We start from the raw sequence: 25,446 nt of genomic DNA, 5'->3' as shown, positions 1-25,446 counted from the left end.
GTTCGCAAGCGTGGGCCGCTTCTCTCTCCTGGCGTTGCTTAGGCGCCCTTCGCGTACAGCGTCGAATCCGCAAACCCCTCGGCCGCCAGCACGCGTCCCACCAGAATCAAGGCGGTGCGCTCGATCTGCGTGGTCTGCACCTTGCCGACAATATCGGCCAGCGTCCCCGTCACCTTCTCTTCATCCGGCCAGCTCGCCCGGTAGATCACCGCAATCGGGCAAGCGTCGCCGTAGTGCGGGCGCAGTTCGTCGACGATGCGCGCCAGATGCCGCACGCCCAGATGAATCGCCATGGTCGCGCGATGGCGCGCCAGGTCGCCTAGCTGCTCGCCTTCCGGCATGCTCGTCTTGCTGGCGAAGCGCGTGAGGATCAGCGTCTGCGAAACGTCCGGCAGCGTCAGCTCGCAGCCGAGCGTCGCCGCGCAGGCGGCCGTCGCGGTGACGCCGGGGACGATCTCGTAAGGAATCTGCAGTTCCCGCAAGCGGCGGATCTGCTCGCCGATGGCGCCGTATAGGGATGGATCGCCCGAATGCACGCGCGCCACGTCTTTGCCATTGTCGTGCGCGTCCTTGAGCAAGGCGACGATCTGGTCGAGATCGAGGTCGGCGGTATTCACGATCTGTTCGGCGGCGTGACCTTCCAGCACCGCCGCCGGGACCAGCGAGCCGGCGTACAGAATCACCGGGCAACTGCGCACGAGGCGCTGCCCCTTCACCGTGATGAGTTCGGGGTCGCCGGGACCCGCGCCGATAAAAAAAACTGTCATGCAAACTCCGTGATTCGATGGTGCGATGCGCGCGGTTCTGCGTTGCGCGGCATCCTTTGTATAGTCAAGACGCTAAGGTGCGCAGCGCGTCGAGCAGGTCTGCCGGACGCGTAAATTCGCGCTCGACGGCGGGCAAGTCCGGGCGTCGCAGCATGATCACCGGCAAGCCGCGCTCGCGGGCGACTTCTAGCTTCGCCTCGGTCGCGCTGCCGCCGCTGTTCTTGCTGATCACGACGTCGATCCGGCTGGCGGTGAAGAGTTCTCGCTCGCCGTCCAAAGTGAACGGTCCGCGTACGTCGAGAATGCGTGCCCGGGGGTTGCCGGGATGAGCGTCGAGACAACGAATCGTCCAGTACTGGTGGGCGGGGATTTCGTCGAGATGTGCAAGCGCCTCACGGCCGAGCGTGAAAAGCGGCCGCGCGAACGGCGCCATTGCGTGGATCAGGTCGGTCCAGTTGTCGACCATGCGCCAGTCGCCGCCAGCCTGCGGCTGCCAGGCGGGACGGCGCAGCGCCCAGCACGATACGTTCGCGGCGCGGCACGCGATGTGGGCGTTGGCGCTGATCTGCGCGGCGTACGGATGGGTGGCGTCGACCAGCAGGCCGATGTTCTCGTTCTGGATGTAGCGGGCAAGACCATCTGCGCCGCCGAAACCGCCGACGCGCACCGTGCAGGCGAGATCGGACGGCACCTTGCCGAGTCCGGCGAGGCTGTAGACGTGCTCGGAGCCGAGCTGACGCGCGATTTGCAAGGCGTCGCCGGTGCCGCCGAGGAGGAGGATGCGGGTCATGTCGGCACCGGCTCACCAAGCGGTTTGCCAACCTCCAGCAACGTAATCGGCAACGCCTGCCGCCACGTATCGAAGCCGCCCAGTGGTTGGGCTTCGGCCAGCGCAATCCGGGTGAGCGTTCCGCCATGCTGCTCACGCCACGCCATCAGCGCCGCCTCGCCCTGTAGCGTCACAGCATTGGCAATCAACCGTCCGCCGGGCCGCAACTGCGCCCAGCAGGCATCGAGCACGCCCGGCACCGTCACCCCACCGCCGATAAAAACCGCATTGGGCGCAGCGAGCCCCTGCAGCGCCTCCGGCGCCCTGCCCGCGACCAGTTGCAAACCCGGCACGCCGAGCGCGTCGCGATTGTGCTCGATAAAACGCTGCCGTTCAGGATGCCCCTCGATCGCGACGGCCCGGCAGGATGGATGCGTGCGCATCCATTCGATGCCGATCGAGCCGCTGCCCGCGCCCACGTCCCACAGCAATTCACCGGGGCCAGGCGCGAGACGCGCCAATGTGATGGCGCGGACATCGCGCTTGGTCAACTGTCCGTCGTGGCGAAACGCCTCATCGGGCAGACCCGGCGTGAGCGGCAAGCGCGGCGCGCCTTCGACCGCGCGGCACTCCAGCGCGACCAGATTCAACGCCGCGACCGCTTCGCCGGACCATGCATCGGCGCGGCCATCGAGCCGGCGCTCCTGCTCGCCGCCGAGGTGTTCCAGCACGCTCATGCGGGTCGCCCCGAAGCCGCGTGACGTGAGCAGAGCCGCCAGTGCCGCTGGCGTGGCCCCGTCGGCGCTCAAAACAAACAGCCGCGTGCCCGCATGCAGATGCGCATTCACCGTAGCGAGCGAACGGCCTACCACCGACACCACCGCAACTTCCTGCAATGGCCAGCCAAGACGCGCCGCCGCAAGAGATAGTGACGACGGAGCGGGCAACACGCGCAGTTCGCCTGCCGGCAACTGACGCGCGAGCGTCGCACCGACCCCGAACAGCATCGGATCGCCGCTCGCCAGCACGCACACCGGGGTGTCGCGCCGGGCCAGCACGGGCGCGATATCAAAAGGACGCGGCCACGCTTCGCGCTGCGCGGCGAGGCGCGCGGGCAGCATCGCCAGATGCCGCTCGCCGCCGAATATCACCGCTGCATCGAGCAGCGCGCGGCGCGCCGGGCGCCCCAGACCGGCAAAACCGTCATCGCCGATGCCTACTACGGTCAGCCATGCCGGCATGAATCCATCCTCATACTTGATCTTCAATTGAGCCGCTACGGCACGCCAAGCAAGGCCGCAGCATCGTTGTGCTATCCGAAAAAAGGCATAATACCGTGTCTGTCGCCGGTGCCCTTCGGGGCCGAAGAGGGAACACAGCGTCACTGTGGCTGCCCCCGCAACTGTATGCAGCGAGTCCGCGCCTGATGCTATGCCATTGGGCCGCCCTGAGGCCGGCCCCCGGATGGCCGGCCTGGACCACGACCTGCAAGCCAGAAAACCTGCCGGCCGGATTGTTCGTGCAAGCCATCATCGGGCGGGGTGTACCGATGCCGCAGCATTTCCCTTCCTGAGAGATGCTCGGGCCGTCGCGCGACGCTAACCCGGTGCTCTCTTGAATCACGCCTCGTCTTCCTCTGCCACGACTGTCGCCGCCCGGCCCTCGGCTTGCCCGGGCTTGCTGCGCATCGTCGCGGCGCTCGACGGCGGGATCTGCCGCATCAAACTGCCCGGTGGTGTGTTGCACGCCGACGAAGCAAGCGCGATTGCGGATGCCTCGGAGCGGCACGCCGCAGGCGTGATCGAGCTGACCAATCGGGCCAATCTGCAACTGCGTGGCGTGCGCGCCGGACATGAGGCGGCGTTGATCGAGGCGCTGGTGGACGCGGGGCTGGGGCCGGACGCGGGGTTGGGGCCGGACGCGGGGTTGGCGCAGGTGTGCAGCACGACCACGACGTCCACCACGTCTCCTGCTTTCGATGTGTCCGTTGCCTCCGCAGTCTCCGCCGCCGACGATGTGCGCAACCTGATGCTCAGCCCGAGCGCCGGACGCGATCCGCACGCACTATTCGACACCACGGCGCTCGCCGCGCAGATTCTCACGCTATTGCAAAGCGAGCCGCGTTTCGCTGCGCTTTCGCCGAAATTTGCGCTGCTGCTTGACGGTGGCGAGCGGCTGGCGATGCTTGAGCATCCACACGATGTCTGGCTGGCCGCGACGGATCATGCTGAGGGTGTCCGCTTCGCGTTCGGGCTGGCCGGGTGTCCGCCGGTATCGCCCACGCCCGCGAACCACAGTAGCGCTGTCACGAGCGCGGCAGCACTGGGGAGCGTGACGCTCTCCCAAATCCCCGCACTCGTGAAAGCCCTGCTGCACACGTTCCTCGATCTGGCCGAGCCCGATCACACCCGGATGCGCCACCTGCTCGCCGCACAGTCCGTTGATACCGTGTTGCAGCGCGCCCAAACGTACCTCGACTTCCCGCTCTCGCGCGACCCTGCGCTCACAACATGGCGGCGTGCCCCCGCCGACGCTTCTCTGCGCTTCGGCGTGCAACCGCAGCGCAAAGCCGGGACGTGCCACGTGGGCGGCCAGCCGCCGCTCGGCCGTCTGAACGGCGCGACCCTGCGCGCCCTCGCCGTGCTGGCCGAAGACTCGGGCAATGCCACACTGCGCGTCACCCCATGGCAAAGCGTGCTGCTGCCCGACGTCGCTGCCGAAGCCGCGTCGTCCGTGCTCGCCCGCCTCGCCGCACTCGGCCTTGCTTGCGATCCCGGCGACCCAATGGCCCGCTTGATCGCCTGCGCCGGCTCGAGCGGCTGCGCCAAAAGCCACGCCGACACCAAGGCCGACGCCTTACGCCTGGCCGCCCATTTGCCCGCAGAGGCGCAACAGGTCCACCTGAGCGGCTGCCTGCGCTCCTGCGCCGCCGCGCACTGCGCGCCGTACACGCTGCTGGCGGCGGAACCCAGCCGCTACGACCTCTATCGACGCGACGACTCGCCAGGCTTCGGCCAGTGCATCGCGCACCATCTGACGATTGAACAGGCCGCCGACGCACTCGCCCGGCTGGCCCGCAGCACCCGGAGTCCATTTGATGCTTGATTACATCCGCGACGGTCAGGAGATCTATCGCCAATCCTTCGCGACGATTCGCGCGGAGGCCGACCTGTCGCGCATCCCGGCCGATCTGGAAAAGCTTGCCGTGCGCGTGATTCACGCCTGCGGCATGGTCGACGTGATCGACGATCTGCGCTTTTCTGCCGGCGCCGGCACAGCGGGCCGTGCGGCGCTCGCCAACGGCGCGCCGATTCTGTGCGACGCCCGCATGGTGGCCGAAGGCATTACGCGAGCACGTTTGCCGGCCGACAACAAGGTGATCTGCACGCTCGCCGATCCCTCAGTGCCGGCTCGCGCGCGCGAACTCGGCAATACCCGCTCGGCTGCCGCACTCGAATTGTGGCGCCCGCATCTGGCCGGCAGCGTGGTGGTGATCGGCAATGCGCCCACCGCTCTCTTCTATCTGCTCGAAATGCTCGACGACGGTGCGCCGCGTCCCGCGCTGATTCTCGGCTTTCCGGTGGGTTTTATCGGCGCAGCGGAATCGAAGGCCCTGCTCGCCGCGGACAGCCGCGGCGTGCCCTACGTGGTCGTAGAAGGACGGCGCGGCGGCAGCGCGATGGCCGCTGCCGCCGTCAACGCACTCGCTTCGGAGGCCGAATAAATGACCGCCCAAGGACGTTTATTTGGAATCGGCGTCGGCCCCGGCGACCCGGAGCTGATCACGCTGAAGGCGCTGCGCTTGCTGAAGGCGGCGCCGGTGGTGGCATATTTCGTCGCCAAGGGCAAGAAAGGCAACGCGTTCGGCATCGTCGAGGCGCATCTGGGCGAGACCCAGCAGCACTTGCCGCTGGTCTATCCGGTGACCACCGAAGCGCTGGAGCCGCCGCTTTGTTATGAAGCGATCATCGCCGACTTCTACGACACGGCGGCTGAAGTCGTCGCCGCGCATCTGGATGCGGGACGCGACGTCGCCGTGATCTGCGAAGGCGATCCGTTTTTCTACGGCTCGTATATGTACCTGCACGACCGGCTGGCGGCGCGCTTCGAGGCGCAAGTCGTACCTGGCGTGTGTTCGATGCTCGGCGGCGCTGCTGTGCTCGGCTCGCCGCTGGTGTATCGCAATCAGAGTCTCTCAGTGCTTTCGGGCGTGTTGCCGGAAGACGAGTTGCGGCGACGCCTCGCCGATGCGGATGCCGCGGTCGTGATGAAGCTCGGCCGCAATTTCGACAAGGTGCGGCGCGTGCTGTGCGAACTCGGACTCGCGGAGCGCGCGCTATACGTCGAGCGTGCGACGATGGCGAACCAGCGTATCGTGCCGCTTGCCGAAGTCGATCCGATGGCTTCGCCGTATTTCTCGCTGCTGGTTGTGCCGGGGGAAAAATGGCAAGGATGACGCCACCGGCTATTGTGATTCTGGGCGCTGGGGCGCTCGCCACGGCGAGACGCGTCCAGACGTGTTATCCGGGTGCCCAGGTGCACGCGTTGCAGGGACGCGTCGAGGCCGACGTCGCTTATACGGAACTCGCTGCGCATTTGCATGAGTTGTATGCGCGAGGCACGCCGATCGTCGCGCTGTGCGCCGCGGGCATTGTGATTCGTTGTGTGGCGCCGTTGTTGAGCAACAAAGGCGTCGAACCGCCGGTGCTGGCCGTTGCCGAAGATGGCAGCGCGGTGGTGCCGTTGCTCGGCGGCCTCGCCGGTGTGAACGCGATGGCGCGCGAAATCGCCGCTGCACTGGACGTAGCGCCCGCGATCACGACGAGCGGTGAATTGCGCTTCGGCACTTGCGTGCTGAATCCGCCCGACGGTTATGCGCTTGCGAGTCTCACGCAGGGCAAGCGCTTCGTCTCGGACCTGCTGGCGGGGGAAAGCACGCGCGTCGAAGGTGACGCGCCGTGGCTCGACAACGTGCAGTTGCCGCGTGCGACCGGCGCGCGGCTCGCGATTCGCGTCACGCCCAAGGCCTGGGACGGCGGCGCGGATGAGCTGGTGATTCATCCGCGTAGTGTGGTGGCGGCCGTCTGTGTTTCGGGCACCAAGATCGCCGAGCAGGTCTTGGCGGCGCTCGATGCACACGAACTCGCCCCGCTGTCGCTGGCGGCGCTGCTTGCGCCCATCGAACGGATGGGCGATCAAGGTTTGAGTGAAGCCGCCGAGGCATTGGGCGTGCCGTTGCGGTTTGCCGGGCTGCCGGAGGCGAGCCCCGCGCAACCGTCTGCGCCTGCCGCGTCGCACCTGCTGGAGGCCGCGCTACGTGTGCCCTACCAGACGCTGCTACAAGACGCCAACGCAGACCTCGCTCTGGCATTGACCCGCGCACCGATCGACCCCGACACGATAGGCCGCGCCCGTGGCCGCCTCACCGTGATCGGTCTCGGTCCCGGCAGTGCGGAGTTGATGGTGCCGGCGGCACGCAAGGCGCTCATCGAAGCCACCGATATCCTCGGCTACGAGACCTACGTCAAAATGGCCGGCCCCTTCCGCGCCGATCAGCAGGTGCACGGCACCGACAACCGCGAAGAAATGCAGCGCGCGAGACATGCCTTCGAACTGGCGAGCATGGGGCGCGCGGTGGTGGTGGTGTCCTCCGGTGACCCGGGTGTATTTGCGATGGCCGCCGCGGTACTCGAAGCTCTGGACGCCTCTGACGATCCCCGTTGGGCCGCGGTCATTCTGGATATCGTGCCGGGTGTCTCGGCCGCCATGGCCACGGCCGCACAAGCCGGTGCGCCGCTCGGACACGATTTCTGCATGCTGTCGCTGTCCGATAACCTCAAGCCGTGGTCGATCATCGAAACGCGTCTGCGCCACGCCGCCCAGGCCGATCTGGTGATGGCGTTCTATAACCCCATCTCGCGGGCGCGGCCATGGCAACTGGACAAAGCGCTCGATATCTTGCGGGAGCACCGAGCGCCAGAGACGAAGGTGGTGCTTGGGCGGGATATCGGCAGGCCCGGGTCGTCGCTCAGGAGCACCACGCTTGGCGAGCTTCGTTCGGCGGACGTCGATATGCGCACGATGGTGATCATCGGCTCGTCGACGACCCGTGGCTTTACACGGGGTGCGCAGCGGGAATGGGTTTATACGCCGCGCTGGTATCCCTGAACCATCGCGGCAGCCTGTGCGAGGTCTCGCCCAGGGGGAATGCACCCGGTGCGCTCACCCCGCCTCCGGCATCCGCACAGGCTTCGCGACCCGCCGCGCCGCCGGCCAGAAATACCACACCGCCGCCACGATCTGCAGCGCCCCAAGCACGGCCCACGCGCTCATATGCGCCTCGACTGGATAGTGCGTCCCGTCGGCCGCGGCTTGCACCGGATAGAAGCTCAAAACCCCGCCCACGCCTGTCTGGCAAAGAAAGATCAGCACAAAGATAACCAGCGTGAGCGTGGTATTCACACGCCCCATCAAATGCGCCGGGAAATGTTCGGCCAACACCGCATAGCTGAGAATGCCGCTGCCGCCGAAGATCCCGTAAGCCGCCCACAGCCACGCTGCGGGCACCGGCACGCGGGCCATGATGGCGCCCTGCACGCAGATGAACAGCAGCATGCCCACTCCGGAAAACGCCGACAGGCTCACCCCGTACCGCTCGATGCGCCGTGCAACCGCACCGAAACCCACGCAGCCGACCATCATCGCCAGCGCAACCACCGAGACCAGGCTCGCCGTCGCGTGAGCCGACAGGCCGACGACGTCCCGCATATAAGGCGCCATCCACAGCGATTGCATGGCATAGAAAACCCCTTGGGTCATCCCGGAGAGCGACGCGATCTTCCAGAACACCCGGCTGCGCAACACATGACCCACGCCGCGCAACTGCTCGACGAGTCCGGCTTGACGGTGCGTAATCGCTGCGTCGGGCGCGCCGAACCAGATCGCAGCCGAGGTCGCCACCGTCACAGCCGTCAGACCGAAACAGATCATCCGCCAGTCGGTCATGCGCAACAGCCAGTTCAGCGGCGAGCCGACCACGACGCCGCCAAAGCCGCCCACCGCCATCACCAGACCATTGAGCAGCGGCAGCCGGTTCACCGGGAACCACTGCGCCAGCGCCTTGAAGGCACCGCCAAGACATACCGAAACCCCAACGCCGATCAGGAGCCGCCCGGCCATCAAGGTCGCCAAACCGTGTGCCATGCCAAACACCGCGGCCCCAGCGCCCGCAACCAGCAATAACAGCGCGCACACCCGCCGGGCCCCGAAGTGATCGAGCAACACCCCCGCCGGCAACTGCGCGCCGGCAAAACCGAGGAAGTAGAGACTGGTCAGCAAGCCGAGGTCGGCGGCCGACAAGCCAATATCGTGTGCCATAAAAGGCGCGAATTCGATATTGATGCCCCGATAGACATACGAAATGAAATATCCGCAAGCGAACAAAGCGAATATGCGCAACCCTTTCGACATGGTGAAAAACCTACGCAAGTGAATCCGGGATTCATTGTCGCGAGTGGCATTACAAATTGCCAACGAAACGTTTTTGCAGGGATTGTGAGTAGAATTTGACATCATGTTCAAACAGCTCCCTCCCCTGCAGGCGCTCCGCGCCCTTGAAGCCGCCAGCCGGCACCGCAGCTTTACGCGCGCGGCCGACGAATTGAATCTGACGCACAGCGCGATCAGCCACCATCTGCGCAACCTGGAAGATGCACTCGGCACCCCGTTGTTCCGCCGGGTGGGCGCGCGCATGATCCCGACCAGCGCGGGGGCACGCCTCGCCGAGCGGGTGCGCTTCGGCCTCGCCGAACTCGACGACGCCTTCACCGAGGCGCGTGCCAGCGAGCGGAGCGGGACGGTGCGCCTTGAAGTCAGCGTCATGTCGGACCTCGCCGGCAACTGGCTGATCCGCCGGCTCACCGGCTTCTCGGCGCGGCAGCCGCACATCGAACTGATGCTGCGCGTGCATGCGGAGCTGCAGCCGCCCGACCCTTACACGGTGGATCTCGGTATCTGGCACAAACGCGTCGACGGGCCCGGTTTCGTGTCGCACAAACTGGTGGACGACCACGTAATCGCCGTCGTCAGTCCAACCTTGGTGGCGCAAATCCCCAACTTCACGATCGCGGACACCCGGGCCTTGCCCATGCTGCGCTTCGCCCACCGCTCGTGGCGCGACTGGCTCAAGGCCGCCGGCCTGCCGTTGGAGGAGCCGTCGTTCGGCCCGATCTTCGACAACGCGGACTCACTGGTACAAGCCGCCATCGCCGGCCAGGGCGCTGTCACGGCGCGGCGTCTCGTGGTGCGCGATGCGATCGAGTCAGGCGCGCTGATGCAGATCGGCACGGTCTGCGTGCCGGCCAGCCTCGAGTACTTTGTGAGCTGGCGCGAACACCATCCGCGTGAAGCGGAAATCCACGCCTTCTTTGCATGGCTGAAGGAGCAGGTGGCGGCCTGAGCGCACCCTGCCCGTCAAATGCCGCTCACACAGGGCGCGACCCACGGTTATTGCGACACGATTAAATGGTGAATTAAAGTTTTCGTTAATTCTGACGTTAATCAGTCATCTGCCACTCGCTTCGCTATTAAAAGCTCAATGACCGAAGATACTGTGGAGTCATCCGTCAAGGGAGTGCCGGCCGCACTGACCCTCGACACCGTACCGGTCGGCACGCCGCTCGACTGGCCCATCGTCGATCGCGACGGAGCGCTGCTGTTCGAAGCCGGCGCCATTCTGGTTGGCATCGAAGAGCGCAAGTTCCTGTTCGACAACTTCAGCCCACACCGGGGCGACCTGTCCGAAAACGCCGCAGCGTCCGGCGAGGCTGCGCTCCGCGCGCCAGAGACAGCGGACCCGCTGACCGTCAAAGACATGCACCTGACCATCGGTGCACTGATTGGCCTGCGCCAGCAAATCGGCAGCGCCGCGCCGATGCATCCGAGCCGCATCATTGGCTTCGCGCCGAACGAAGCGCTGTTCGCCACGCCGCCGCTGTTCGAAGGCAAGATCCTGCCGCTTAACCTCGGCGAAAACGTCGAGATTGTCGCGATCGCCAGTCAGGCGGTGTTTCGCTTTGTCTGTACCGTCGTAGCGGTATGCCAGTTGCCGTTCGACTACATCGTCCTGTCGAAACCCGGCGTGATCCGGCGTCTACGTGAGCGCAAGTCGATCCGGGTCCGTGCACACCTCGCCGTGCGCTACGGTATCGGCGAAACGGGCGAATCGTATGAAGGGCTCGGCCTCGCCAAGGGTATCAGCGCACTCGGCATGTCACTCGCGGCGTCATGGCCGCTCGGCCAGGTTGGCGACCGGCTGCGCGTCGCGTTTGCGCTCAAGTCCAAAGACCTCGATACGCCGATCGAAACGACCGCGGTGATCCGCAACATCCAGAAGGGTGCGGCCGGCGAGCCAGCGGTGCATGGTCTCGAGTTCGACCAGCTCGATATGGCGCAACAAATGGCCATGAAGGTCTTCGTTTTCGACCGCCAGGATGACGTGCTGTATTGGACCAACCCGACCAGGTAACGGATGACGGGTTAGACCCGCTTCGGCTGACGTCGCCACGCGCCGCTAGCCGATCAGCGCTTCCGGCGTGACCCATATCACCCCCCACGCTTGCGCGAGTTGCTCGCAACGCCCCAAACGAATCGCCCCACGCTCGAAATCCACGAACACAATCTGATCGGCTCCAGCCGGACGCACCGGCAAATCGCCGCTGCGCCCGTCGGTCAGTACCCAAAGCCAGCGTTGCTGCAACGGCTTGCGGCGCGCGGCGCGTTCCAGCAGATGCGCGGCGCGGTGCAGGCCGGCGGCCAAAGGCGTGCCGCCACCGCCGCCCACCGGTTGCAGCCAGCGCTCGTTCCACCAGCGCGGCACCGCCGGTCCGAAACGAAGCTCCACGCCCGTGCCGCCAAAACATAACAGTGCTGCCTCGGCGCGGGCCGAACTGGCGCGGTCGAATAGCGCGACGAGCAGTCCTTTGGCAAGCGCGAGCTGCTGCCCCGCCAGCATCGAACCGGAGCAATCGAGCAGGAAGCAATGCAGCACGCCTCCTTGCGTCGCTGCCGGCATGAAACGCAGATGCTCGGCGCGCAAACGCTGCTGGCGCTTTGCGGCAAAGGTCCGCGGCCACGCGATGCGCGTGCTCTGCCCGCTGCCGCGAGCTGCCTCACTCACGCCTTTGCGCCATCGAAAACCGCTATACGAATCAGCGGCAGCGCCCTCCCGATGGCTCAGCGTTTTTTTGCGGCGAGCGGGATCACGCCTTTGACCGGAGTCGTGCCGGTCGGCTCGGGTGGCAGGTAGCCCCAGTCGCTGTCGCCTTTGGGCTGCTCGCCGGCTTGCGCTTGCTCAGGCCTCGCCGTAGCGGAATCCTGCGGTGACGCTGGCGGTGGCGCCGATGATTGCCTGGATGCATCTGCCTGCGGTGGTGTTTCGTGTTGATGCCGGCGGTGTTTCAACACCAATTCAGCAACGTAATCGACATGCTCCGTTGTCACCGCGCGAGCCTGTTCGAACGCCGCCAACGCACGTGCTGCACGCAGCATCACCAGATCGGCGCGCAGGCCATCGACGGCGGCCGCAATGCAGAGCGCGCTGACGTGCGCATGTACCGCGTCGTCGAACGCGAGACCCGGCAACGTGCTGCGGGCAGCGTGAATCCGCTGCACCAGCGACGCCTGCTGTTGCGCGTAGGCGGCACGAAACTCCTGTGGATCGAGATCGAACGCGAGCCGCGCCTTGACGATCTGCTGGCGCACCAGCGGGTCGAAACAGTTTTCCAGTTCCACCATCAGGCCGAAGCGGTCGATCAGTTGCGGCCGCAACTCGCCTTCTTGCGGATTCATCGTGCCGATCAGCACGAAACTCGCGTCATGGCTGTGCGAGATGCCGTCGCGCTCGACCGTGTTCACGCCGCTCGCTGCCGCGTCGAGCAACGCATCGACCAGCGCATCGGGCAACAGATTGACTTCGTCGACATACAGCACGCCGCGATGGGCCTTCGCCAGCAAACCCGGCGAAAACCTTACCGCGCTGTCGCGCAACGCGCCTTCGATATCGAGCGTGCCGATCAGACGGTCTTCGCTGGCGCCAAGCGGCAAGGTCACCAGTTGCCCTTCGGGCAACAATTCGGCGAGTGCTCGGGCGGCCGTTGATTTGGCGGTGCCGCGCGGGCCGCTCACCAGCACGCCGCCGAGGCCCGGATCGATTGCCGCCAGCAGCAGCGCTTGCTGCAACGGTGCTTGTCCAACCAGTGCGGTAAACGGAAAAGCGGGCCGCGCCGTGGGCGTGTGGCGAGGCTCGGTCGCTGCGTTCATTGTCGTATTCCTTCAATGGTCTGCTCGCTTGCGAGCAGATGCTGTTCCACTTGCGAGCGATAATCGTTCGGCTGCTGCCACAAGCCGCGCTGCATCGCTTCGAGCAGGCGCTCGCAGATCGAGTGCAAGGCGTGCGGATTGTGCTGCTGCAGGAATTCGCGCGTGTCCGTGTCGTTCAGATAGGCGTCTGTCACCAGCGCATATTGATGGTCGGCAATCACGCGGGCGGTTGCATCGTAGCCGTACAGATAGTCGACCGTCGCGGCGATCTCCGCGGCGCCCTTGTAGCCATGGCGCTTCACGCCATCGAGCCACTTCGGATTGACCACGCGCGAACGGATCACGCGGGCGATCTCCTCATGCAGCGTGCGCACGCGCGGCGCGTCAGGATTGCTATGGTCGGCGTGATAGACGACCGGCTGATTGCCCGCCAGATGCCGTACCGCCGCGACCATGCCGCCCTGGAACTGGTAATAGTCGTTCGAATCGAGCAGGTCGTGCTCGCGGTTGTCCTGATTCTGCAGCACTATGTCCATCGCAGCGAGCCGGGTGCCGAACGCCTGGCGTGCTTCTTCACCGGCGTTTTTCTGGGTATAGGCGTAACCGCCCCATGCCTGATAGGCGTTCGCCAGATCGGCGTCGGTCTGCCATTGCTGAGTGTCGATGATCTCCTGCAGGCCCGCACCGTAAGCGCCGGGCCGCGCGCTGAAGACTCGCCAGCCGGCGCGTTTGCGGGCCTCGGCTGCGTCCATGCCGCGGGCGATCAAGGCATCGCGCTCACGCAGCACGCGCGCGCGGATCGGGTTCAGATCCTCGGGTTCGTCGAGTTCGGCCACGGCCTGCACCGCTGCGTCGAACAGATGCATCACATTGGCGAACGCATCTCGGAAGAAACCGGAGACGCGCAGCGTCACGTCGATGCGCGGCCGGTCGAAAGCCTCCATCGGCATGATCTCGAAGTCGGTCACCCGATGGCTGCCTGGCGCCCATTTAGGCCGCACGCCGATGAGCGCCATCGCCTGGGCGATATCGTCGCCGCCCGTGCGCATGGTCGCGGTGCCCCACACCGACAGGCCGATCGCCCGCGGATAGTCGCCATGCTCCTGCAGATGCCGCTCGATTAAATGCTGCGCGGACTTCAGGCCGAGGGACCAGGCGGCTTGCGTTGGAATGGCGCGCGTATCGACCGAGTAAAAATTGCGTCCAGTAGGCAGCACATCGGGCCGGCCGCGCGAGGGCGAACCGCTCGGGCCAGCCGGCACGAATCGGCCTTCGAGCCCGCGCTCGAGGTGCCGCATCTCTTCGGAACCGCATGCGTCGAGTCTTGGCAACACGTCGCGGCGCAACCGTTCGAGCACGAGTTCGGTTTGCGGCAACGTCCCCACAGCGGGCAAGGTTACGCACGGATCGTGTTCCCCGCCACACAGTTCAGCTAGCAACGCGCTAGCGAGCAATTCGAGTCGTTCACGCGTATCGCCGTTGTGGCGCCACGGTGCGTCGCTGACCTGCTGCAGAACCGCAGAGCGCGGACCGTCCCATACCGCAGCCCAATCTGCCGAGAGCGGATCGAACAGATGCGCCATCTGCAGATCGCGCGCCAGTGCGTCGACGAGGCCTGCTTTACCGCCGCGCCCGTCGCCCACGGGGAAGCGCCCAAGCGCCAGCAGCGTATCGCGCCGCTGCACGCCCTCGGGCGAGCGGCCGAAGGTATGCAGGCCGTCGCGAATCTGCGCTTCCTTGAGCTCGCACAGCCACGCATCGACGCGCGTCAGCAGCGCGTCTTCTGCATCCTGCCCGTCCGGCTCGCTCAGGCTCAGTTCCTCATGCAAGCGATGCTCGACGATGGTGGCGAGAATCGTACGCCGCAGCAGCTTCGAGCGGCGCGGGTCGACCATCAACGCTTCGTAGTACTCGTCGACCTGGCGCTCGAGGTCCTGCAACGGTCCATAGCTTTCGGCACGCGTGAGCGGCGGCATCAGGTGATCGATGATCACCGCCTGCGCGCGGCGCTTCGCCTGACTGCCCTCGCCCGGATCGTTGACGATAAACGGATAGAGATGCGGCAACGGCCCCAGGATCAGATCAGGCCAACAGGCGTCGCTCAATGCGACACTCTTGCCCGGCAGCCATTCGAGGTTGCCGTGCTTGCCGACGTGGACGACCGCGTCGATGCCAAACTGGTGGCGCAACCAGAAGTAGAACGCCAGATAGGCATGCGGCGGCACCAGGTCGGCGTCGTGATAGCTGGCGTAATCGCCGTGCTCGCGCGAGCGCGACGGCTGAATCCCCACGAACACGTGGCCGCAACGCCAGCCGGCAATCATGAAGCGGCCGCGCCGCAGTGTCGGGTCTTGCTGCGGCGGACCCCAGCGCGCGTTCAAGGCGTCTTGCGCCTCGGCAGGCAGCCGGGCGAAATGCGCCAGATAGTCGTCGAGCGCGAAGCTCTGCAAGGCCGGGCGCAGATCGCGCACCACCGGGTCGTTGGTCACACCTTCGGTCAGCTTACGCAGCAATGCGTCGCCATCCGCAGGCAATTCGGTCACCTTATAGCCGACGGCTGCCAGCATCTCGAGGATGCCGACCACCGAGGCCGGCGTATCGAGGCCCACGCCGTTGCCGATGCGCCCTTCGCTCATCGGATAGTTTGCGAGGATCAGCGCGAGCTTCTTGTCCGCGTTGTCCAAGCTGCGCAAGCGACACCAGCGCCGGCTCAATTCCGCCAGAAAGCCGATACGCTCGTGATCGGGCTGGTAGCGCACCACGTCCACTTCGGTATGCGGGCAGCGATACGCGAGCCCCTTGAAACTGATTGCTCGCGTGATGATGCGGCCGTCCACCTCAGGCAGCGCGATATGCATGGCGATATCGCGCGAGTTCAGGCCCTGGTTGTCCTTGACCCAATCCTCGCGATTGCCGCCGCTCAGGATCACCTGCAGCACCGGAGCGTCGCCGGCGAGCGCCAGCGGTTCGGGGTCGTCAATCGCCGTGGCGGCGAACGCGGTGGTGTTCAGCACCAATGCGACCTTATGTTGCGCGCACAACTGCTGCAACACCTCGCGGCTCATGGCGTCTTTGAGCGACGTCAGCGCAATCGGTAACGCATTCAGTCCTTGCGCTTCGAGTGCCTCGATCAGCGCATCAAACACTGCCGTATTGGCGGCCTGCAGATGCGCCTTATAGAACAGGATCGCCACGACCGGGGCGTCGGCGCGCCAGCGTGCCTGCCAGTCCTCGATCGTCGGCGTGTCGTGTTCAGGGTGATACAGCGTGGCCGCCGGCAAGACGCGTGGCGCGGCCGGCTCATGCCCCCAACCGAGCGCCCGGTAGGCGATGCAGCGTAAGAACGCCTCGGCGTTCTGCGCCCCGCCCTCGCGCAAATAGCGCAAAAGCTGATGACAGAGACCGGCATCCGCCGTACTGCGGGCGAGCAGATTGGGATCTTCCTGCAAGTCACCGGAGAACATCGCCAGCGTCTGCTGCTTGCGCTCGGCAAGCGCAACGACCTGCTCGATCCCATACGGCCAGTAAGCCTCGCCGCCGAGGTGATCGACCACCACTACGCGCGCATGCTGCAAGACATCTTCGAGGTAGAAATCGACCGAAGCGGGTTGCCGCAGGTACGTGACGTTTGCCAGCCGCACGCTCGGAAAACCAGCACCAAGGCGCGGCACGACGCTGGCGAGCAAGGACAGCGTCGTATCGGCCGAGCTGAGCACCACGATCTCAGCAGGTTGCTGATCGATGCGAATGACACCCTGGGTGTCGTCGACGAAGCCCCCCGGCGTGGTGCGCAGCAGATGCATGATCGATTACGCCTGTGGCTGGGTTTCGGCGTTCAGCGCAGCGTCGAAAGCCGTTTGCAATGCAGCCTGATCGAGGTCCTCGCCGATCAGCACGAAACGGCTTTGCTGCGCTTCGCCGGATTGCCAGCGGCGGTCGAAATAGCTGTCGAAGCGTCGGCCCACACCTTGAATGACTAGACGCATCGGCGCGCCCGGCAACGCCGCGAAGCCCTTCACGCGGTAAATCGTATTGCTTTCGACGAGGCGCTGCAACGCGGCGATCACGCCTTCGCGCGACGGCGTCTGCGCCTGCACCACCACGGAATCGAACTCGTCGTGATGATGGTCCGCATCTTCGGCCGAGCCGTGATGATCGTGGCGCAGGTGAATCGTCGCCTCCGACGCGGCTTGCAGTCCGAGCAGCGTGTGCAGGTCCAGTTGCCCCATATGCGCGCGCACCACCTTGACCTGGGACGGAATCTCTTCGCGGATCAGCGCTTCAACGACGCCTTGCTGCGCCTCGTCGAGCAGATCCGTCTTGTTCAGGATCACCAGATCCGCCGCCGACAACTGATCTTCGAACAGCTCATGCAGCGGCGATTCGTGATCGAGGTTCGGATCGGCCTTGCGCTGCGCGTCCACCGCCACGGGGTTGTCGGCAAACTGGCCGCTGGCCGCTGCCGGTCCGTCCACCACCGTGACCACCGCATCCACCGTGAAGCTGTTCTTGATCGCCGGCCAGTTGAACGCCTGCACCAGCGGTTTCGGCAAGGCGAGGCCGGAGGTTTCGATCAACACGTGATCGATCTGCTCGCGGCGTTCCACCAGTTTTTCCATCACGGGGAAAAATTCTTCCTGCACGGTGCAGCACAGGCAGCCGTTGGCCAGTTCATACAATTGGCCTTCGGTCTCGTTGCCGTTTTCGTCGCAACCGATGCCACAGCCCTTGAGGATCTCGCCGTCGATGCCGAGTTCGCCGAATTCGTTGACGATCACCGCAATGCGCTTGCCGCCTGCGTGCTGAAGAATATGCCGCAGCAGCGTGGTCTTGCCGCTGCCGAGAAAGCCTGTCACGACGGTGACGGGGATTTTGCGCATGGGGTTCTGCATGGTTAATCCGTCCAAAGGTGTTTCACATTGGGCATGCCGGCGAGGCTACGCAACGGGCTTGACTGCGCGAGTGTATCGCCGGCGAGTGCGAGAGGGGTTCAGATGAAACGCGGGGACGAATAGCGGCGCGACAGCTGCGCCAGGCAAGCATCATGAAGTGGTGAACTGAAGTGCTGGATAGGCCGCATCCCCGCGGCGCCAAGCCTCTTCTCTGGCCGGTATCCGGGCTGGCGATAACGCCGCTTCCCCTTCCCAGACGAGTGGTTTCTCGCCCAGTGGTTGCATGCGTGCGCGACCTTGCGCGCAGGCATTGAAGCCGGCTTTGCACCGCTTTCGCGATGCCTTCGCTTACCGTTGCGGGGGCAGCACAGGTTGGTCCGGTCTGTTGCAGGCGGACGCCCTGTTTCCCGTTTAACTGCGCACGCAGGAACGCGCGCGCGAGCACCAAAGTGCGTGCGAGTTTAGGCCCGCGAGCCCCGCGCGTCAAGGAAGAGACCCGGCGTCGCGTATGACGTATGCCGCCCATGACGCGTTGCGTTATATGACGCGCCGCGTTATAATCAACCATGGCGATCAACAACATCACTGAAAAAGAGACCGCGCTTATCGGGGCCGGCGAGCGCTCGAAGCGACTGCCGGCGGAAATTCAGCAGGTGGCGCGCCGCAAGCTGCGGATGTTGAACAACGCGCACGCGTTGGCCGATCTGAGAATCCCACCGGCCAATCGTCTCGAACTGCTCAAAGGCGATCGCGCTGGCCAGCACAGCATCCGGATCAACGACCAATGGCGCATCTGTTTTCGTTGGGATAACGGCAGTGCATACGACGTGGAAATCGTCGACTACCACTGAGGAGTAAACCATGGACAAACTTGGAAATATCCACCCGGGCGAAGTCCTCAACGAGGAATTCCTGGTCCCGATGCACATGAGCCAGAACGCACTGGCGCGTGCGATGAAGGTACCGCCGCGGCGAATCAATGAGATCGTGCACGGCGAGCGCGCCGTGTCGGCCGACACGGCGCTGCGGCTCTCGATCGTGCTGGGAACCACGCCACAGTTCTGGCTTGGCCTGCAATCCGACTACGATCTTGAGGAAGCAGCCAAGGTCGATCTGTCTGATCTCCACCCGCTGGTAGCTGCGTAGCCGGTAGGAACCGCCCTGTTTGGGATGCCGGCAAATAGCGGGGCGTCCATACTGAAGCTTTTCAAAAGAGCCTTGAATGTGACGGAAAGCGACTCCGAACGCGATGCAAAAACCCTCAGCGTCGGTATAGGCTGCAGACAGCGCACCTCCGTGGACCAGATCACAGCAGCGGTTCAAGCTGCACTCGGCGCCTACCCGTTCGCGGCGATTCGCACCATCGCCACCATCGAATCGAAAGCCCGCGAACCTGGCCTGCTCGAATTTTGCGCGCGTCATGCGCTGCCTTTGCGGATCTTTAGCCGCGCCGAGGTAGCTGCCGTGTCCGGTATCCCGACACCCTCGGCCGCCGCCCGCGAACATCTCGGCGTCGATGGCGTCTGCGAGCCCTGCGCGTTGCTCGCCGCACCCGCTGGCCGCCTGCTTGTCCCGAAGATGGTGCGCGATGGCGTCACCGTCGCGATTGCGTCTCAAAGAGCCGCGCCGCTCATCCACTCAACCGAATCCAACTAATAGAATCTTCCATGAAAACCGATCCCGAAGCGCATCAGCGCATGACCCAGCGGCGTCGCGAAGGCCACGAGAAAAAGCAGGCCGAAGCAACCATCGAAAAAGGCCTGCTGATCGTCAACACCGGCACCGGCAAAGGCAAGACCACGGCCGCGTTCGGCATGGCCGTGCGCGTGCTCGGTCACGGCATGCGGCTTGGCGTGGTGCAGTTCATCAAGGGTGCCCTGCACACCTCGGAACGCGACTTTCTCGGCAAGATCGCCACCTGCGATTTCGTCACGATGGGCGACGGCTACACCTGGAACACCCAAAACCGTGACGCCGATATCGCCACCGCCCGCAAGGGCTGGGACGAAGCGCGCCGGATGATCGAAAGCGGCGAGTATCAGATGGTGATTCTCGACGAGCTGAACACCGTCCTGAAGTACGAATACCTGCCGCTCGACGAAGTGTTGGCGGTCGTGAACGCGCGCCCTGAGATGCTGCATGTGGTGATTACCGGACGCCACGCGCCGGACGTGCTGATCGAAGCGGCCGATCTGGTCACCGAAATGCGCGCCATCAAGCACCCGTATCGCGAGCAGCACGTGAAAGCGCAGCGCGGCGTGGAATTCTGAACATGCCGTCCTGTCCCGCCCTGTTTATCAGCGCGCCGGCCTCCGGTCAGGGCAAGACCACGATTACGGCCGGTCTGGCCCGCTACCACCGGCGCCAAGGGCGGCGCGTGCGCGTCTTCAAAACCGGTCCGGATTTTCTGGACCCGATGATCCTCGCCCGTGCCAGCGGCGCGCCGGTGCTGTCGCTCGATCTGTGGATGGTCGGCGAGCACGCCTGCCGAGAACTGCTCGCGCAGGCGGCGGCCGAGGCCGATCTGATCCTGATCGAAGGCGTGATGGGTCTTTACGACGGCACGCCCAGCAGCGCCGATCTTGCCACCGCCTTCCGCGTGCCGGTGGTGACAGTGATTTCCGCCAAGGCGATGGCGCAGACCTTCGGCGCGGTGGCCTTCGGCCTCGCACAGTTCCGGCCCGAAGTGCCGTTTCATGGCGTGTTCGCCAACCGGGTCGGCTCGGCGCGCCATGCGCAAATGCTGCAGGAAGCACTACCGGCCGGACTGCGCTGGACTGGGCATATCGGCAATGCGCAAGAGATCGAATTACCCGAGCGGCATCTCGGCCTGCACCAGGCTGCAGAGGTCGACGACCTCGAAGCGAGGCTCGAGCGGGCCGCGGATGCGCTCGCCGCCACGCCGCTGGCCAAGCTGCCGCCGGCGGTGGCGTTCGATGCGCCGGTCAGCGCAGCGTTACCGCGCTGGCTCGAAGGCAAGCACATCGCGATTGCCCGCGATGCGGCGTTCTCCTTCATCTACCCCGCCAATGTGACGCTGCTCGAAGCATTAGGCGCACGGGTCAGCTATTTCTCGCCGCTTGCCGACGAAGCGGTACCGGAGGGCACGGACGCGCTCTACCTACCCGGTGGTTATCCCGAACTGCACGCGGATGCGTTGTCACGGCATACTCAGACGGCGGACGCGGTCCGCACCCACGCAGCAGCAGGAAAGCCCATCGTCGCCGAATGTGGCGGCATGCTTTATCTGCTCGAACAGCTCACCGACATCCACGGCGTCACCACGCCGATGCTCGGCCTGCTGCCGGGCGAGGCGGCGATGCAGCCGCGCCTCGCCGCGCTGGGCATGCAACAGATCGACAGCGTCCATGGAACCATGACCGGTCATACGTTTCACTACTCGAAGTTGACGACGCCGCTCACGCCGGTACGGACTGCCACCCGTCCGCAAGCCGACGCGCCCGGCGAGGCCGTATTCCGTGCCGGCCCGATCGTCGCTACTTATATGCACGCCTACTGGCCTTCCAACCCGGCTTTCGCGGCCGCCCTGTTCCATGGCGAAGTGTTTTAACGATTCCGACCGCGAGGCCGTCTACCGCGCCATTTATGAACGGCGCGACATGCGGCACTTCGTGCGCGACCCGGTCGACCCGGTCGTGCTGCAACGCCTGCTCGATGCGGCGCACCATGCGCCGAGCGTCGGCTTCATGCAGCCGTGGCGGATTGCGCGCATCACCGATCAGGCGCTGCGCGTTGCGCTACATGAAGCCGTGGACTGCGAGCGGCTCGCCACCGCCGATGCGCTGGGCAAACGGCGCGACGAGTTTATGAAGCTGAAGGTCGAAGGGATGCTCGAATGCGGCGAGCTGCTGGTGATGGCCTTGATGGACGGCCGCGAAAAGCACATCTTCGGCCGCCGCACGCTACCCGAGATGGATCTCGCCTCGGTGGCCTGCGCGATCCAGAACATGTGGCTCGCGGCGCGCGCCGAAGGGCTCGGCATGGGCTGGGTGTCGCTGTTCGACGCCGACGCGGTGCGTGCACTGCTGCATATGCCGGAGGGCGCGCGCCCCGTGGCAATTCTGTGCCTCGGCCACGTCGACCAGTTCTATGCCGAACCGATGCTCGAAACCGAGCGATGGGCAACCCGCATGCCGCTCGCCGATTGCGTGTTCGAGAATCGCTGGCCTGAGGAAAGCAAGGCGGAGTGACGCGCTGCCTTTGCCGCACCGCTACGCCATCGCTGTACCACCGTTAGGCCGCCAGTTCCGCCCGCTCGCTGCGCCGCTCGACAAAGCGGCGCACGTAATCGTTCGCCGGGTTGCGCAGAATCTCCTGCGGACTGCCCTGCTGCACCAGTTCACCGTCGCGCAGAATCGCGATCTGCGTGCCCAGACGCAGCGCCTCATCGAGATCGTGCGTAATGAATACCACCGTCTTGTTGAGCGTCGCCTGCAACTCCAGCAACTGATCCTGCATTTCCGTGCGGATCAACGGATCCAATGCAGAGAACGCTTCATCCATCAGCACCACGTCCGTATCCGCGGCGAGTGCGCGAGCCAAGCCCACGCGCTGTCGCATGCCGCCCGAGAGTTCGTCCGGAAACTTCTCTGCATAGCCTTCGAGACCGACTTTCTTCAGCCAGTCACGTGCAGCGGCAAAGGCCGCCTCGCGCGCTTCGCCACGCGTGCGCAACGCATAGGCCGCGTTTTCCAATACCGTCGCATGCGGCAGCAGCCCAAAGTTCTGAAACACCATGCTGATGCGATAGCGGCGCAACTCGCGCAGGCCGCTCGCATTGAGCTTCAGAATATCCTTGCCGTCCACCAGAATCTCGCCCGCACTCGGATCGACCAGGCGGTTTAGATGCCGCACCAAGGTCGATTTGCCGGATCCGGACAAACCCATGATGACGAAGATCTGACCCGGCTCGATGGTCAGGTTCACATTGTTCAGCCCGACGTTGCAGCCGGTTTTCGCCAATACGTCCGCTTTCGATGCGCCTTGCCGTAACAGCTCGAGCACACGCGCATGCGCACTCGCCGGTCCGAAGATCTTATAGACGTTCTTGACCTGAATCGCTTTCATTTTGCCGCTCCTTACCCAATGTCCCGCACCATGGCCTGCACACGCTTTTGACGGCGAGCCTGCACCCGCGCGTTGCGCTGCGCCGCCGCGACGCGCCGGGCGCGGCGCTCCTGGCCATAGCCCTGGCTGACCCGGTCGATTACGATCGCCAGAATCACGATCGCGATGCCGGCCTGCATGCCCTTGCCGACATCGAGCGTCTGAATGCCGGCGAGCACGTCCTCACCGAGACCACGCGGCGTGCCGCTTCGGTTCGGTTTCGTTCAAGTCCCGAGATTCGCCTGCACTTTCGACGCAACATCCGCCGGCACCCACTGCTTCCACATTTCCGGGTGATCGCGCAGAAACTGCGTGGCCATCGCGGAACCGTCGAGCTTCCTGGTGCTCATCTCGAGGATGGTGCTGTTCAGGAAGTCCATCGGAAACTTGACCTTGGTGAGCATCGACATCAGGTCAGGGTCTGCGTCATAGAACGGCGTCGACACGCCCACCGTCACATGCGACACCATGTACGACGACGCGCATTGCTGCGTGCTGCTCTCGTCACGCAAGGTCTTCCAGCAGGCATCGTTGTACGGCGGCATTTTCAGTTGGGCGAACTTGTACTTCGCCATCAGCGCAGCCGGTCCCCAGTAGTAGAAAACAATCGGCGCGCCGCGCTGGTACGCGGAAGCGATCGCGGCATCCAGCGCCGCACCCGTGCCAGGGTGGAAGTTGGTGTAGGTCGCGTCGAGGTTCAGCACTTTCAAGAGACGTGTATTCACACGTTCGCAATCCCAACCCGTCGGGCAGTTGAGAAAGCGGCCCTTATCCGGTTCCTCGTCGTCGGCGAACACGCTCTTGTACTTCGGCAAATCCGTCACCGAGACGAGGTCCGGCGCCAGCGGCTTGATGCCGCGCGCCGGATCGCCCTTGATCACGTATTCCGGCACGAACCAGCCTTCCTTGGTGCCGCCCGGCAAGGTGTCGCCCACCAGCTTGACCGAACCGGTGGCGACCGCCTTGGCCGTGATTTCGCTGCGGCCCGTCCATTGTTCGGCCCACACCTGCACGTCGTTATGCGCGAGCGCCGTTTCGGTGGCCGCCGTGCTGCCCTGCACCACATCGGTCTTGCAGCCGTAGCCTTTCTCGAGAATCTGCCGCAGCACCTCAGTGGCGAAGGAGCCGCTTTCCCATGTGATACCCGCGAAATGCACGGTCTTGCCTTGCGTACACCAGCTATTGGCTGCAGTAGAGGCTGCATGAGCCGTCGTCCCGCTCAAGGTCAGTGCGGCGGCGGCGAGCGCCGCCCGGAGTAGTCTGAATTGCATGATCGATCACCCTTGTGCATGGAAATACGTTGAGTTCGAATGCAGGAAACCTCTCGCGTTACCGTCCTTCAGGCGAGCAGGCGCTTCTCAAACGGATAGTCGGACAGCAGTTCCACCTGGCCGTCGTCGCGGATATACACCTGCTCTTCGAGCTTGACGCCTTCACCGCCGTCCTCATGGCCGATGTAGCTCTCGATGCACAGCGTCATACCTGGTTCCATCACGCCGTCGTAGCCCTTCGCTTCGTTGTCTTCGCGATGGACGATGTACGGGTACTCGCCCGTCATGCCGACGCCGTGCGCCAGTGCGAAATAGCGGCGCGCCTGGTACGGGCCCGGGATCTTCCAGGCCTTGGCGATAAACTCCTGGAAGGTCGTGCCGGCACGCACGTTTTCCATATTCGAATGGACCTGCTCGTAGGCGAGCTTGTAGAGGTTCTTCTGCGCGGGCGTCGCCGGACCGCCACCGCACAGGAAGGTGCGCGAGAAGTCGGCGTAATAACCAAAACGCCCGACCACGTCGGTGTCGAGTCCAACCAGCTCGCCCGCCTGGATCTTGCGCGGGCTGCTTTCCTGAAACCATGGGTTGGTGCGCGGGCCTGAGCTGATCAGGCGCGTCTCCACATAGTCGCCGTCCGTTTCGATGATGTGCTTGTGCAGATGCGACCACAGCTCGTTCTCGCTGATGCCGGGCACGAGCGCTGCTTCGAGCTTATGCACGCCCTCTTCCGCGGCACGCAGCGACGAGCGGATCATCTTGATCTCGTTGGGCACCTTGATGGCACGCGCCCGTTCCAACGGCTCCTGCGCGTCGGAGATCTGATAGCCCCGCGCCTGCAGCGCGAAGGCCGCTGCGGAAGTCGCGCTCTCGATTGCAATCCGCTTGCCGCCGCCGCACTGCTTGACCAGATCGTCGATCTCGTCGGCCCAGCGTTCGGTCACGCGGCCGAGCATGTCGTCGCAAAAGTAGTACGAGATCGCCGTGGCCGGACGAATCTCGTCGACGGTATCGAGACCTTCGGCGAGAAAATCGCAGCCCGCGTATTCGAACAGCACGACCTTGCCTTCGGCCGGAATGAACGCATAACGCGCGGGGTTGCGCATCGAATAGACCTGCATGTTGCGCGAGCCGGTCGCATAGCGCATGTGAGTCGGGTCGAACAGGATCGCGGCGGTCAGGTCGCGCTTTTTCAGCTCGCGCCGCACGGCGGCGAGCCGGTCGCGCTGGATCTGCGCAATCTCTTCTGCAGTCGGTTCACAGTCTTCCGGGCGATGAGTCGGGCGAAGAATCGTCATGATTTC

At 64.8% G+C, this 25,446-nt stretch carries 24 protein-coding genes and 2 riboswitches; of the genes, 12 read left to right on the top strand and 12 right to left on the bottom strand.

Annotation, left to right across the window (positions count from 1 at the left end; genetic code table 11):
• Positions 1-38: 38 nt before the first annotated feature.
• The 3 genes from cobM to cbiE form a co-directional block, all read right to left on the bottom strand.
• Positions 39-767: a precorrin-4 C(11)-methyltransferase gene (gene cobM, locus BLQ92_RS31790; protein WP_090691830.1), complete on the bottom strand. Its 729-nt coding sequence runs from the start codon at positions 765-767 to the stop codon at positions 39-41.
• Between the two features lie 64 nt (positions 768-831).
• On the bottom strand, positions 832-1,557 hold the full coding sequence (locus BLQ92_RS31785) for a cobalt-precorrin-6A reductase (RefSeq protein WP_090691825.1): 726 nt from the start codon (positions 1,555-1,557) through the stop codon (positions 832-834).
• Positions 1,554-2,777 (bottom strand): precorrin-6y C5,15-methyltransferase (decarboxylating) subunit CbiE, encoded by a 1,224-nt coding sequence (cbiE, locus tag BLQ92_RS31780; RefSeq protein WP_090691822.1) that lies wholly within the window; start codon positions 2,775-2,777, stop codon positions 1,554-1,556. Before cbiE ends, BLQ92_RS31785 begins: the two co-directional genes overlap by 4 nt.
• Before the next feature lie 89 nt (positions 2,778-2,866).
• Positions 2,867-3,059: riboswitch (cobalamin riboswitch) on the top strand.
• 91 nt (positions 3,060-3,150) lie between these two features.
• Between cbiE and cobG the strand changes: the two genes are divergently transcribed.
• The 4 genes from cobG to cobJ are packed head-to-tail and all read left to right on the top strand — an operon-like array spanning position 3,151 to position 7,704.
• Entirely contained in the window at positions 3,151-4,641 is a 1,491-nt protein-coding gene (cobG, locus tag BLQ92_RS31775; RefSeq protein ID WP_090691818.1) for a precorrin-3B synthase, read from the top strand.
• Positions 4,634-5,260: a precorrin-8X methylmutase gene (locus BLQ92_RS31770; protein WP_090691814.1), complete on the top strand. Its 627-nt coding sequence runs from the start codon at positions 4,634-4,636 to the stop codon at positions 5,258-5,260. The genes cobG and BLQ92_RS31770 overlap by 8 nt, the downstream gene beginning before the upstream one ends.
• Positions 5,261-5,992 (top strand): precorrin-2 C(20)-methyltransferase, encoded by a 732-nt coding sequence (locus tag BLQ92_RS31765; protein ID WP_090691809.1) that lies wholly within the window; start codon positions 5,261-5,263, stop codon positions 5,990-5,992.
• Positions 5,989-7,704 carry a precorrin-3B C(17)-methyltransferase gene (cobJ, locus tag BLQ92_RS31760; RefSeq protein ID WP_175773097.1) on the top strand — a complete coding sequence of 572 codons (1,716 nt, stop codon included), beginning with the start codon at positions 5,989-5,991 and terminating at the stop codon, positions 7,702-7,704. Before BLQ92_RS31765 ends, cobJ begins: the two co-directional genes overlap by 4 nt.
• A 54-nt stretch (positions 7,705-7,758) precedes the next feature.
• Here the strand turns inward: cobJ and BLQ92_RS31755 are convergent, their stop codons facing one another.
• The gene (locus tag BLQ92_RS31755; RefSeq protein WP_090691801.1) at positions 7,759-9,006 is read right to left on the bottom strand and encodes an MFS transporter; all 1,248 of its coding nucleotides are present in this window, start codon (positions 9,004-9,006) and stop codon (positions 7,759-7,761) included.
• Positions 9,007-9,109: 103 nt separating this feature from the next.
• Here BLQ92_RS31755 and BLQ92_RS31750 point away from each other — a divergent pair, with 103 nt between their 5' ends.
• Positions 9,110-9,994: a LysR substrate-binding domain-containing protein gene (locus tag BLQ92_RS31750; protein ID WP_090691797.1), complete on the top strand. Its 885-nt coding sequence runs from the start codon at positions 9,110-9,112 to the stop codon at positions 9,992-9,994.
• 138 nt (positions 9,995-10,132) lie between these two features.
• On the top strand, positions 10,133-11,062 hold the full coding sequence (locus tag BLQ92_RS31745) for a flagellar brake protein (protein ID WP_090691794.1): 930 nt from the start codon (positions 10,133-10,135) through the stop codon (positions 11,060-11,062).
• Between the two features lie 45 nt (positions 11,063-11,107).
• On the opposite strand, the gene BLQ92_RS31740 is transcribed toward BLQ92_RS31745, so the two are convergent.
• From BLQ92_RS31740 to cobW, 4 genes are read right to left on the bottom strand one after another with little or no spacing between them, the layout of a single operon-like run.
• The gene (locus BLQ92_RS31740; RefSeq protein WP_090691791.1) at positions 11,108-11,713 is read right to left on the bottom strand and encodes a vWA domain-containing protein; all 606 of its coding nucleotides are present in this window, start codon (positions 11,711-11,713) and stop codon (positions 11,108-11,110) included.
• A 56-nt stretch (positions 11,714-11,769) separates the two neighbouring features.
• A complete protein-coding gene (locus BLQ92_RS31735; RefSeq protein WP_090691787.1) occupies positions 11,770-12,855 on the bottom strand; it encodes a magnesium chelatase ATPase subunit I in 1,086 nt (361 codons plus the stop codon).
• Positions 12,852-16,658 carry a cobaltochelatase subunit CobN gene (cobN, locus tag BLQ92_RS31730; protein ID WP_090691784.1) on the bottom strand — a complete coding sequence of 1,269 codons (3,807 nt, stop codon included), beginning with the start codon at positions 16,656-16,658 and terminating at the stop codon, positions 12,852-12,854. The genes BLQ92_RS31735 and cobN overlap by 4 nt, the downstream gene beginning before the upstream one ends.
• Before the next feature lie 6 nt (positions 16,659-16,664).
• A complete protein-coding gene (cobW, locus tag BLQ92_RS31725; protein ID WP_090691781.1) occupies positions 16,665-17,747 on the bottom strand; it encodes a cobalamin biosynthesis protein CobW in 1,083 nt (360 codons plus the stop codon).
• 196 nt (positions 17,748-17,943) lie between these two features.
• Positions 17,944-18,211: riboswitch (cobalamin riboswitch) on the bottom strand.
• Between the two features lie 102 nt (positions 18,212-18,313).
• On the opposite strand from cobW, the gene BLQ92_RS31720 reads away from it, so the two are divergent.
• The 6 genes from BLQ92_RS31720 (at position 18,314) to bluB (ending at position 21,958) form a co-directional block, all read left to right on the top strand.
• Positions 18,314-18,598 carry a type II toxin-antitoxin system RelE/ParE family toxin gene (locus BLQ92_RS31720; protein ID WP_090691777.1) on the top strand — a complete coding sequence of 95 codons (285 nt, stop codon included), beginning with the start codon at positions 18,314-18,316 and terminating at the stop codon, positions 18,596-18,598.
• Positions 18,599-18,608: 10 nt separating this feature from the next.
• Positions 18,609-18,893 carry a HigA family addiction module antitoxin gene (locus BLQ92_RS31715; protein WP_090691773.1) on the top strand — a complete coding sequence of 95 codons (285 nt, stop codon included), beginning with the start codon at positions 18,609-18,611 and terminating at the stop codon, positions 18,891-18,893.
• 78 nt (positions 18,894-18,971) lie between these two features.
• Positions 18,972-19,403: a cobalamin biosynthesis protein gene (locus tag BLQ92_RS31710; protein WP_279607957.1), complete on the top strand. Its 432-nt coding sequence runs from the start codon at positions 18,972-18,974 to the stop codon at positions 19,401-19,403.
• An 11-nt stretch (positions 19,404-19,414) separates the two neighbouring features.
• Positions 19,415-20,017, top strand: coding sequence for a cob(I)yrinic acid a,c-diamide adenosyltransferase (gene cobO / locus BLQ92_RS31705; protein ID WP_090691767.1), 603 nt, complete (start codon positions 19,415-19,417; stop codon positions 20,015-20,017).
• A 2-nt stretch (positions 20,018-20,019) separates the two neighbouring features.
• Positions 20,020-21,318, top strand: a complete 1,299-nt coding sequence (locus BLQ92_RS31700) for a cobyrinic acid a,c-diamide synthase CobB (protein WP_090691764.1) — start codon at positions 20,020-20,022, stop codon at positions 21,316-21,318.
• Positions 21,302-21,958 carry a 5,6-dimethylbenzimidazole synthase gene (gene bluB / locus BLQ92_RS31695; RefSeq protein ID WP_090691761.1) on the top strand — a complete coding sequence of 219 codons (657 nt, stop codon included), beginning with the start codon at positions 21,302-21,304 and terminating at the stop codon, positions 21,956-21,958. The genes BLQ92_RS31700 and bluB overlap by 17 nt, the downstream gene beginning before the upstream one ends.
• A 43-nt stretch (positions 21,959-22,001) precedes the next feature.
• Here the strand turns inward: bluB and BLQ92_RS31690 are convergent, their stop codons facing one another.
• The 4 genes from BLQ92_RS31690 to BLQ92_RS31675 all read right to left on the bottom strand — a co-directional run bounded on the left by BLQ92_RS31690 (position 22,002) and on the right by BLQ92_RS31675 (position 25,440).
• Entirely contained in the window at positions 22,002-22,835 is an 834-nt protein-coding gene (locus tag BLQ92_RS31690; protein ID WP_090691758.1) for a quaternary amine ABC transporter ATP-binding protein, read from the bottom strand.
• 11 nt (positions 22,836-22,846) lie between these two features.
• Positions 22,847-23,053, bottom strand: a complete 207-nt coding sequence (locus BLQ92_RS31685) for a hypothetical protein (protein WP_279607958.1) — start codon at positions 23,051-23,053, stop codon at positions 22,847-22,849.
• Between the two features lie 45 nt (positions 23,054-23,098).
• Positions 23,099-24,145, bottom strand: coding sequence for an ABC transporter substrate-binding protein (locus tag BLQ92_RS31680; protein ID WP_090691755.1), 1,047 nt, complete (start codon positions 24,143-24,145; stop codon positions 23,099-23,101).
• Positions 24,146-24,213: 68 nt separating this feature from the next.
• Positions 24,214-25,440: a M24 family metallopeptidase gene (locus BLQ92_RS31675; RefSeq protein WP_090691752.1), complete on the bottom strand. Its 1,227-nt coding sequence runs from the start codon at positions 25,438-25,440 to the stop codon at positions 24,214-24,216.
• Positions 25,441-25,446: the final 6 nt, after the last annotated feature.

The organism is Paraburkholderia phenazinium, assembly GCF_900100735.1.
GTDB lineage: Bacteria > Pseudomonadota > Gammaproteobacteria > Burkholderiales > Burkholderiaceae > Paraburkholderia > Paraburkholderia phenazinia.
The sequence above is the reverse complement of the archived record's forward strand: the minus strand, read 5'-3'. Positions and strand labels throughout refer to the sequence as shown.

What these genes read in the sequence shown, in the direction of transcription:
- BLQ92_RS31690 (WP_090691758.1), bottom strand. Translation starts at nt 22,835, where the DNA reads ATGAAAGCGATTCAGGTCAAGAACGTCTATAAGATCTTCGGACCGGCG.
- BLQ92_RS31700 (WP_090691764.1), top strand. Translation starts at nt 20,020, where the DNA reads ATGCCGTCCTGTCCCGCCCTGTTTATCAGCGCGCCGGCCTCCGGTCAG.
- BLQ92_RS31745 (WP_090691794.1), top strand. Translation starts at nt 10,133, where the DNA reads ATGACCGAAGATACTGTGGAGTCATCCGTCAAGGGAGTGCCGGCCGCA.
- BLQ92_RS31715 (WP_090691773.1), top strand. Translation starts at nt 18,609, where the DNA reads ATGGACAAACTTGGAAATATCCACCCGGGCGAAGTCCTCAACGAGGAA.
- cbiE (WP_090691822.1), bottom strand. Translation starts at nt 2,777, where the DNA reads ATGCCGGCATGGCTGACCGTAGTAGGCATCGGCGATGACGGTTTTGCC.
- BLQ92_RS31755 (WP_090691801.1), bottom strand. Translation starts at nt 9,006, where the DNA reads ATGTCGAAAGGGTTGCGCATATTCGCTTTGTTCGCTTGCGGATATTTC.
- BLQ92_RS31750 (WP_090691797.1), top strand. Translation starts at nt 9,110, where the DNA reads ATGTTCAAACAGCTCCCTCCCCTGCAGGCGCTCCGCGCCCTTGAAGCC.
- BLQ92_RS31720 (WP_090691777.1), top strand. Translation starts at nt 18,314, where the DNA reads ATGGCGATCAACAACATCACTGAAAAAGAGACCGCGCTTATCGGGGCC.
- BLQ92_RS31785 (WP_090691825.1), bottom strand. Translation starts at nt 1,557, where the DNA reads ATGACCCGCATCCTCCTCCTCGGCGGCACCGGCGACGCCTTGCAAATC.
- cobW (WP_090691781.1), bottom strand. Translation starts at nt 17,747, where the DNA reads ATGCAGAACCCCATGCGCAAAATCCCCGTCACCGTCGTGACAGGCTTT.
- cobM (WP_090691830.1), bottom strand. Translation starts at nt 767, where the DNA reads ATGACAGTTTTTTTTATCGGCGCGGGTCCCGGCGACCCCGAACTCATC.
- BLQ92_RS31765 (WP_090691809.1), top strand. Translation starts at nt 5,261, where the DNA reads ATGACCGCCCAAGGACGTTTATTTGGAATCGGCGTCGGCCCCGGCGAC.
- cobJ (WP_175773097.1), top strand. Translation starts at nt 5,989, where the DNA reads ATGACGCCACCGGCTATTGTGATTCTGGGCGCTGGGGCGCTCGCCACG.
- cobN (WP_090691784.1), bottom strand. Translation starts at nt 16,658, where the DNA reads ATGCATCTGCTGCGCACCACGCCGGGGGGCTTCGTCGACGACACCCAG.
- cobO (WP_090691767.1), top strand. Translation starts at nt 19,415, where the DNA reads ATGAAAACCGATCCCGAAGCGCATCAGCGCATGACCCAGCGGCGTCGC.
- bluB (WP_090691761.1), top strand. Translation starts at nt 21,302, where the DNA reads ATGGCGAAGTGTTTTAACGATTCCGACCGCGAGGCCGTCTACCGCGCC.
- BLQ92_RS31770 (WP_090691814.1), top strand. Translation starts at nt 4,634, where the DNA reads ATGCTTGATTACATCCGCGACGGTCAGGAGATCTATCGCCAATCCTTC.
- BLQ92_RS31675 (WP_090691752.1), bottom strand. Translation starts at nt 25,440, where the DNA reads ATGACGATTCTTCGCCCGACTCATCGCCCGGAAGACTGTGAACCGACT.
- BLQ92_RS31680 (WP_090691755.1), bottom strand. Translation starts at nt 24,145, where the DNA reads ATGCAATTCAGACTACTCCGGGCGGCGCTCGCCGCCGCCGCACTGACC.
- BLQ92_RS31735 (WP_090691787.1), bottom strand. Translation starts at nt 12,855, where the DNA reads ATGAACGCAGCGACCGAGCCTCGCCACACGCCCACGGCGCGGCCCGCT.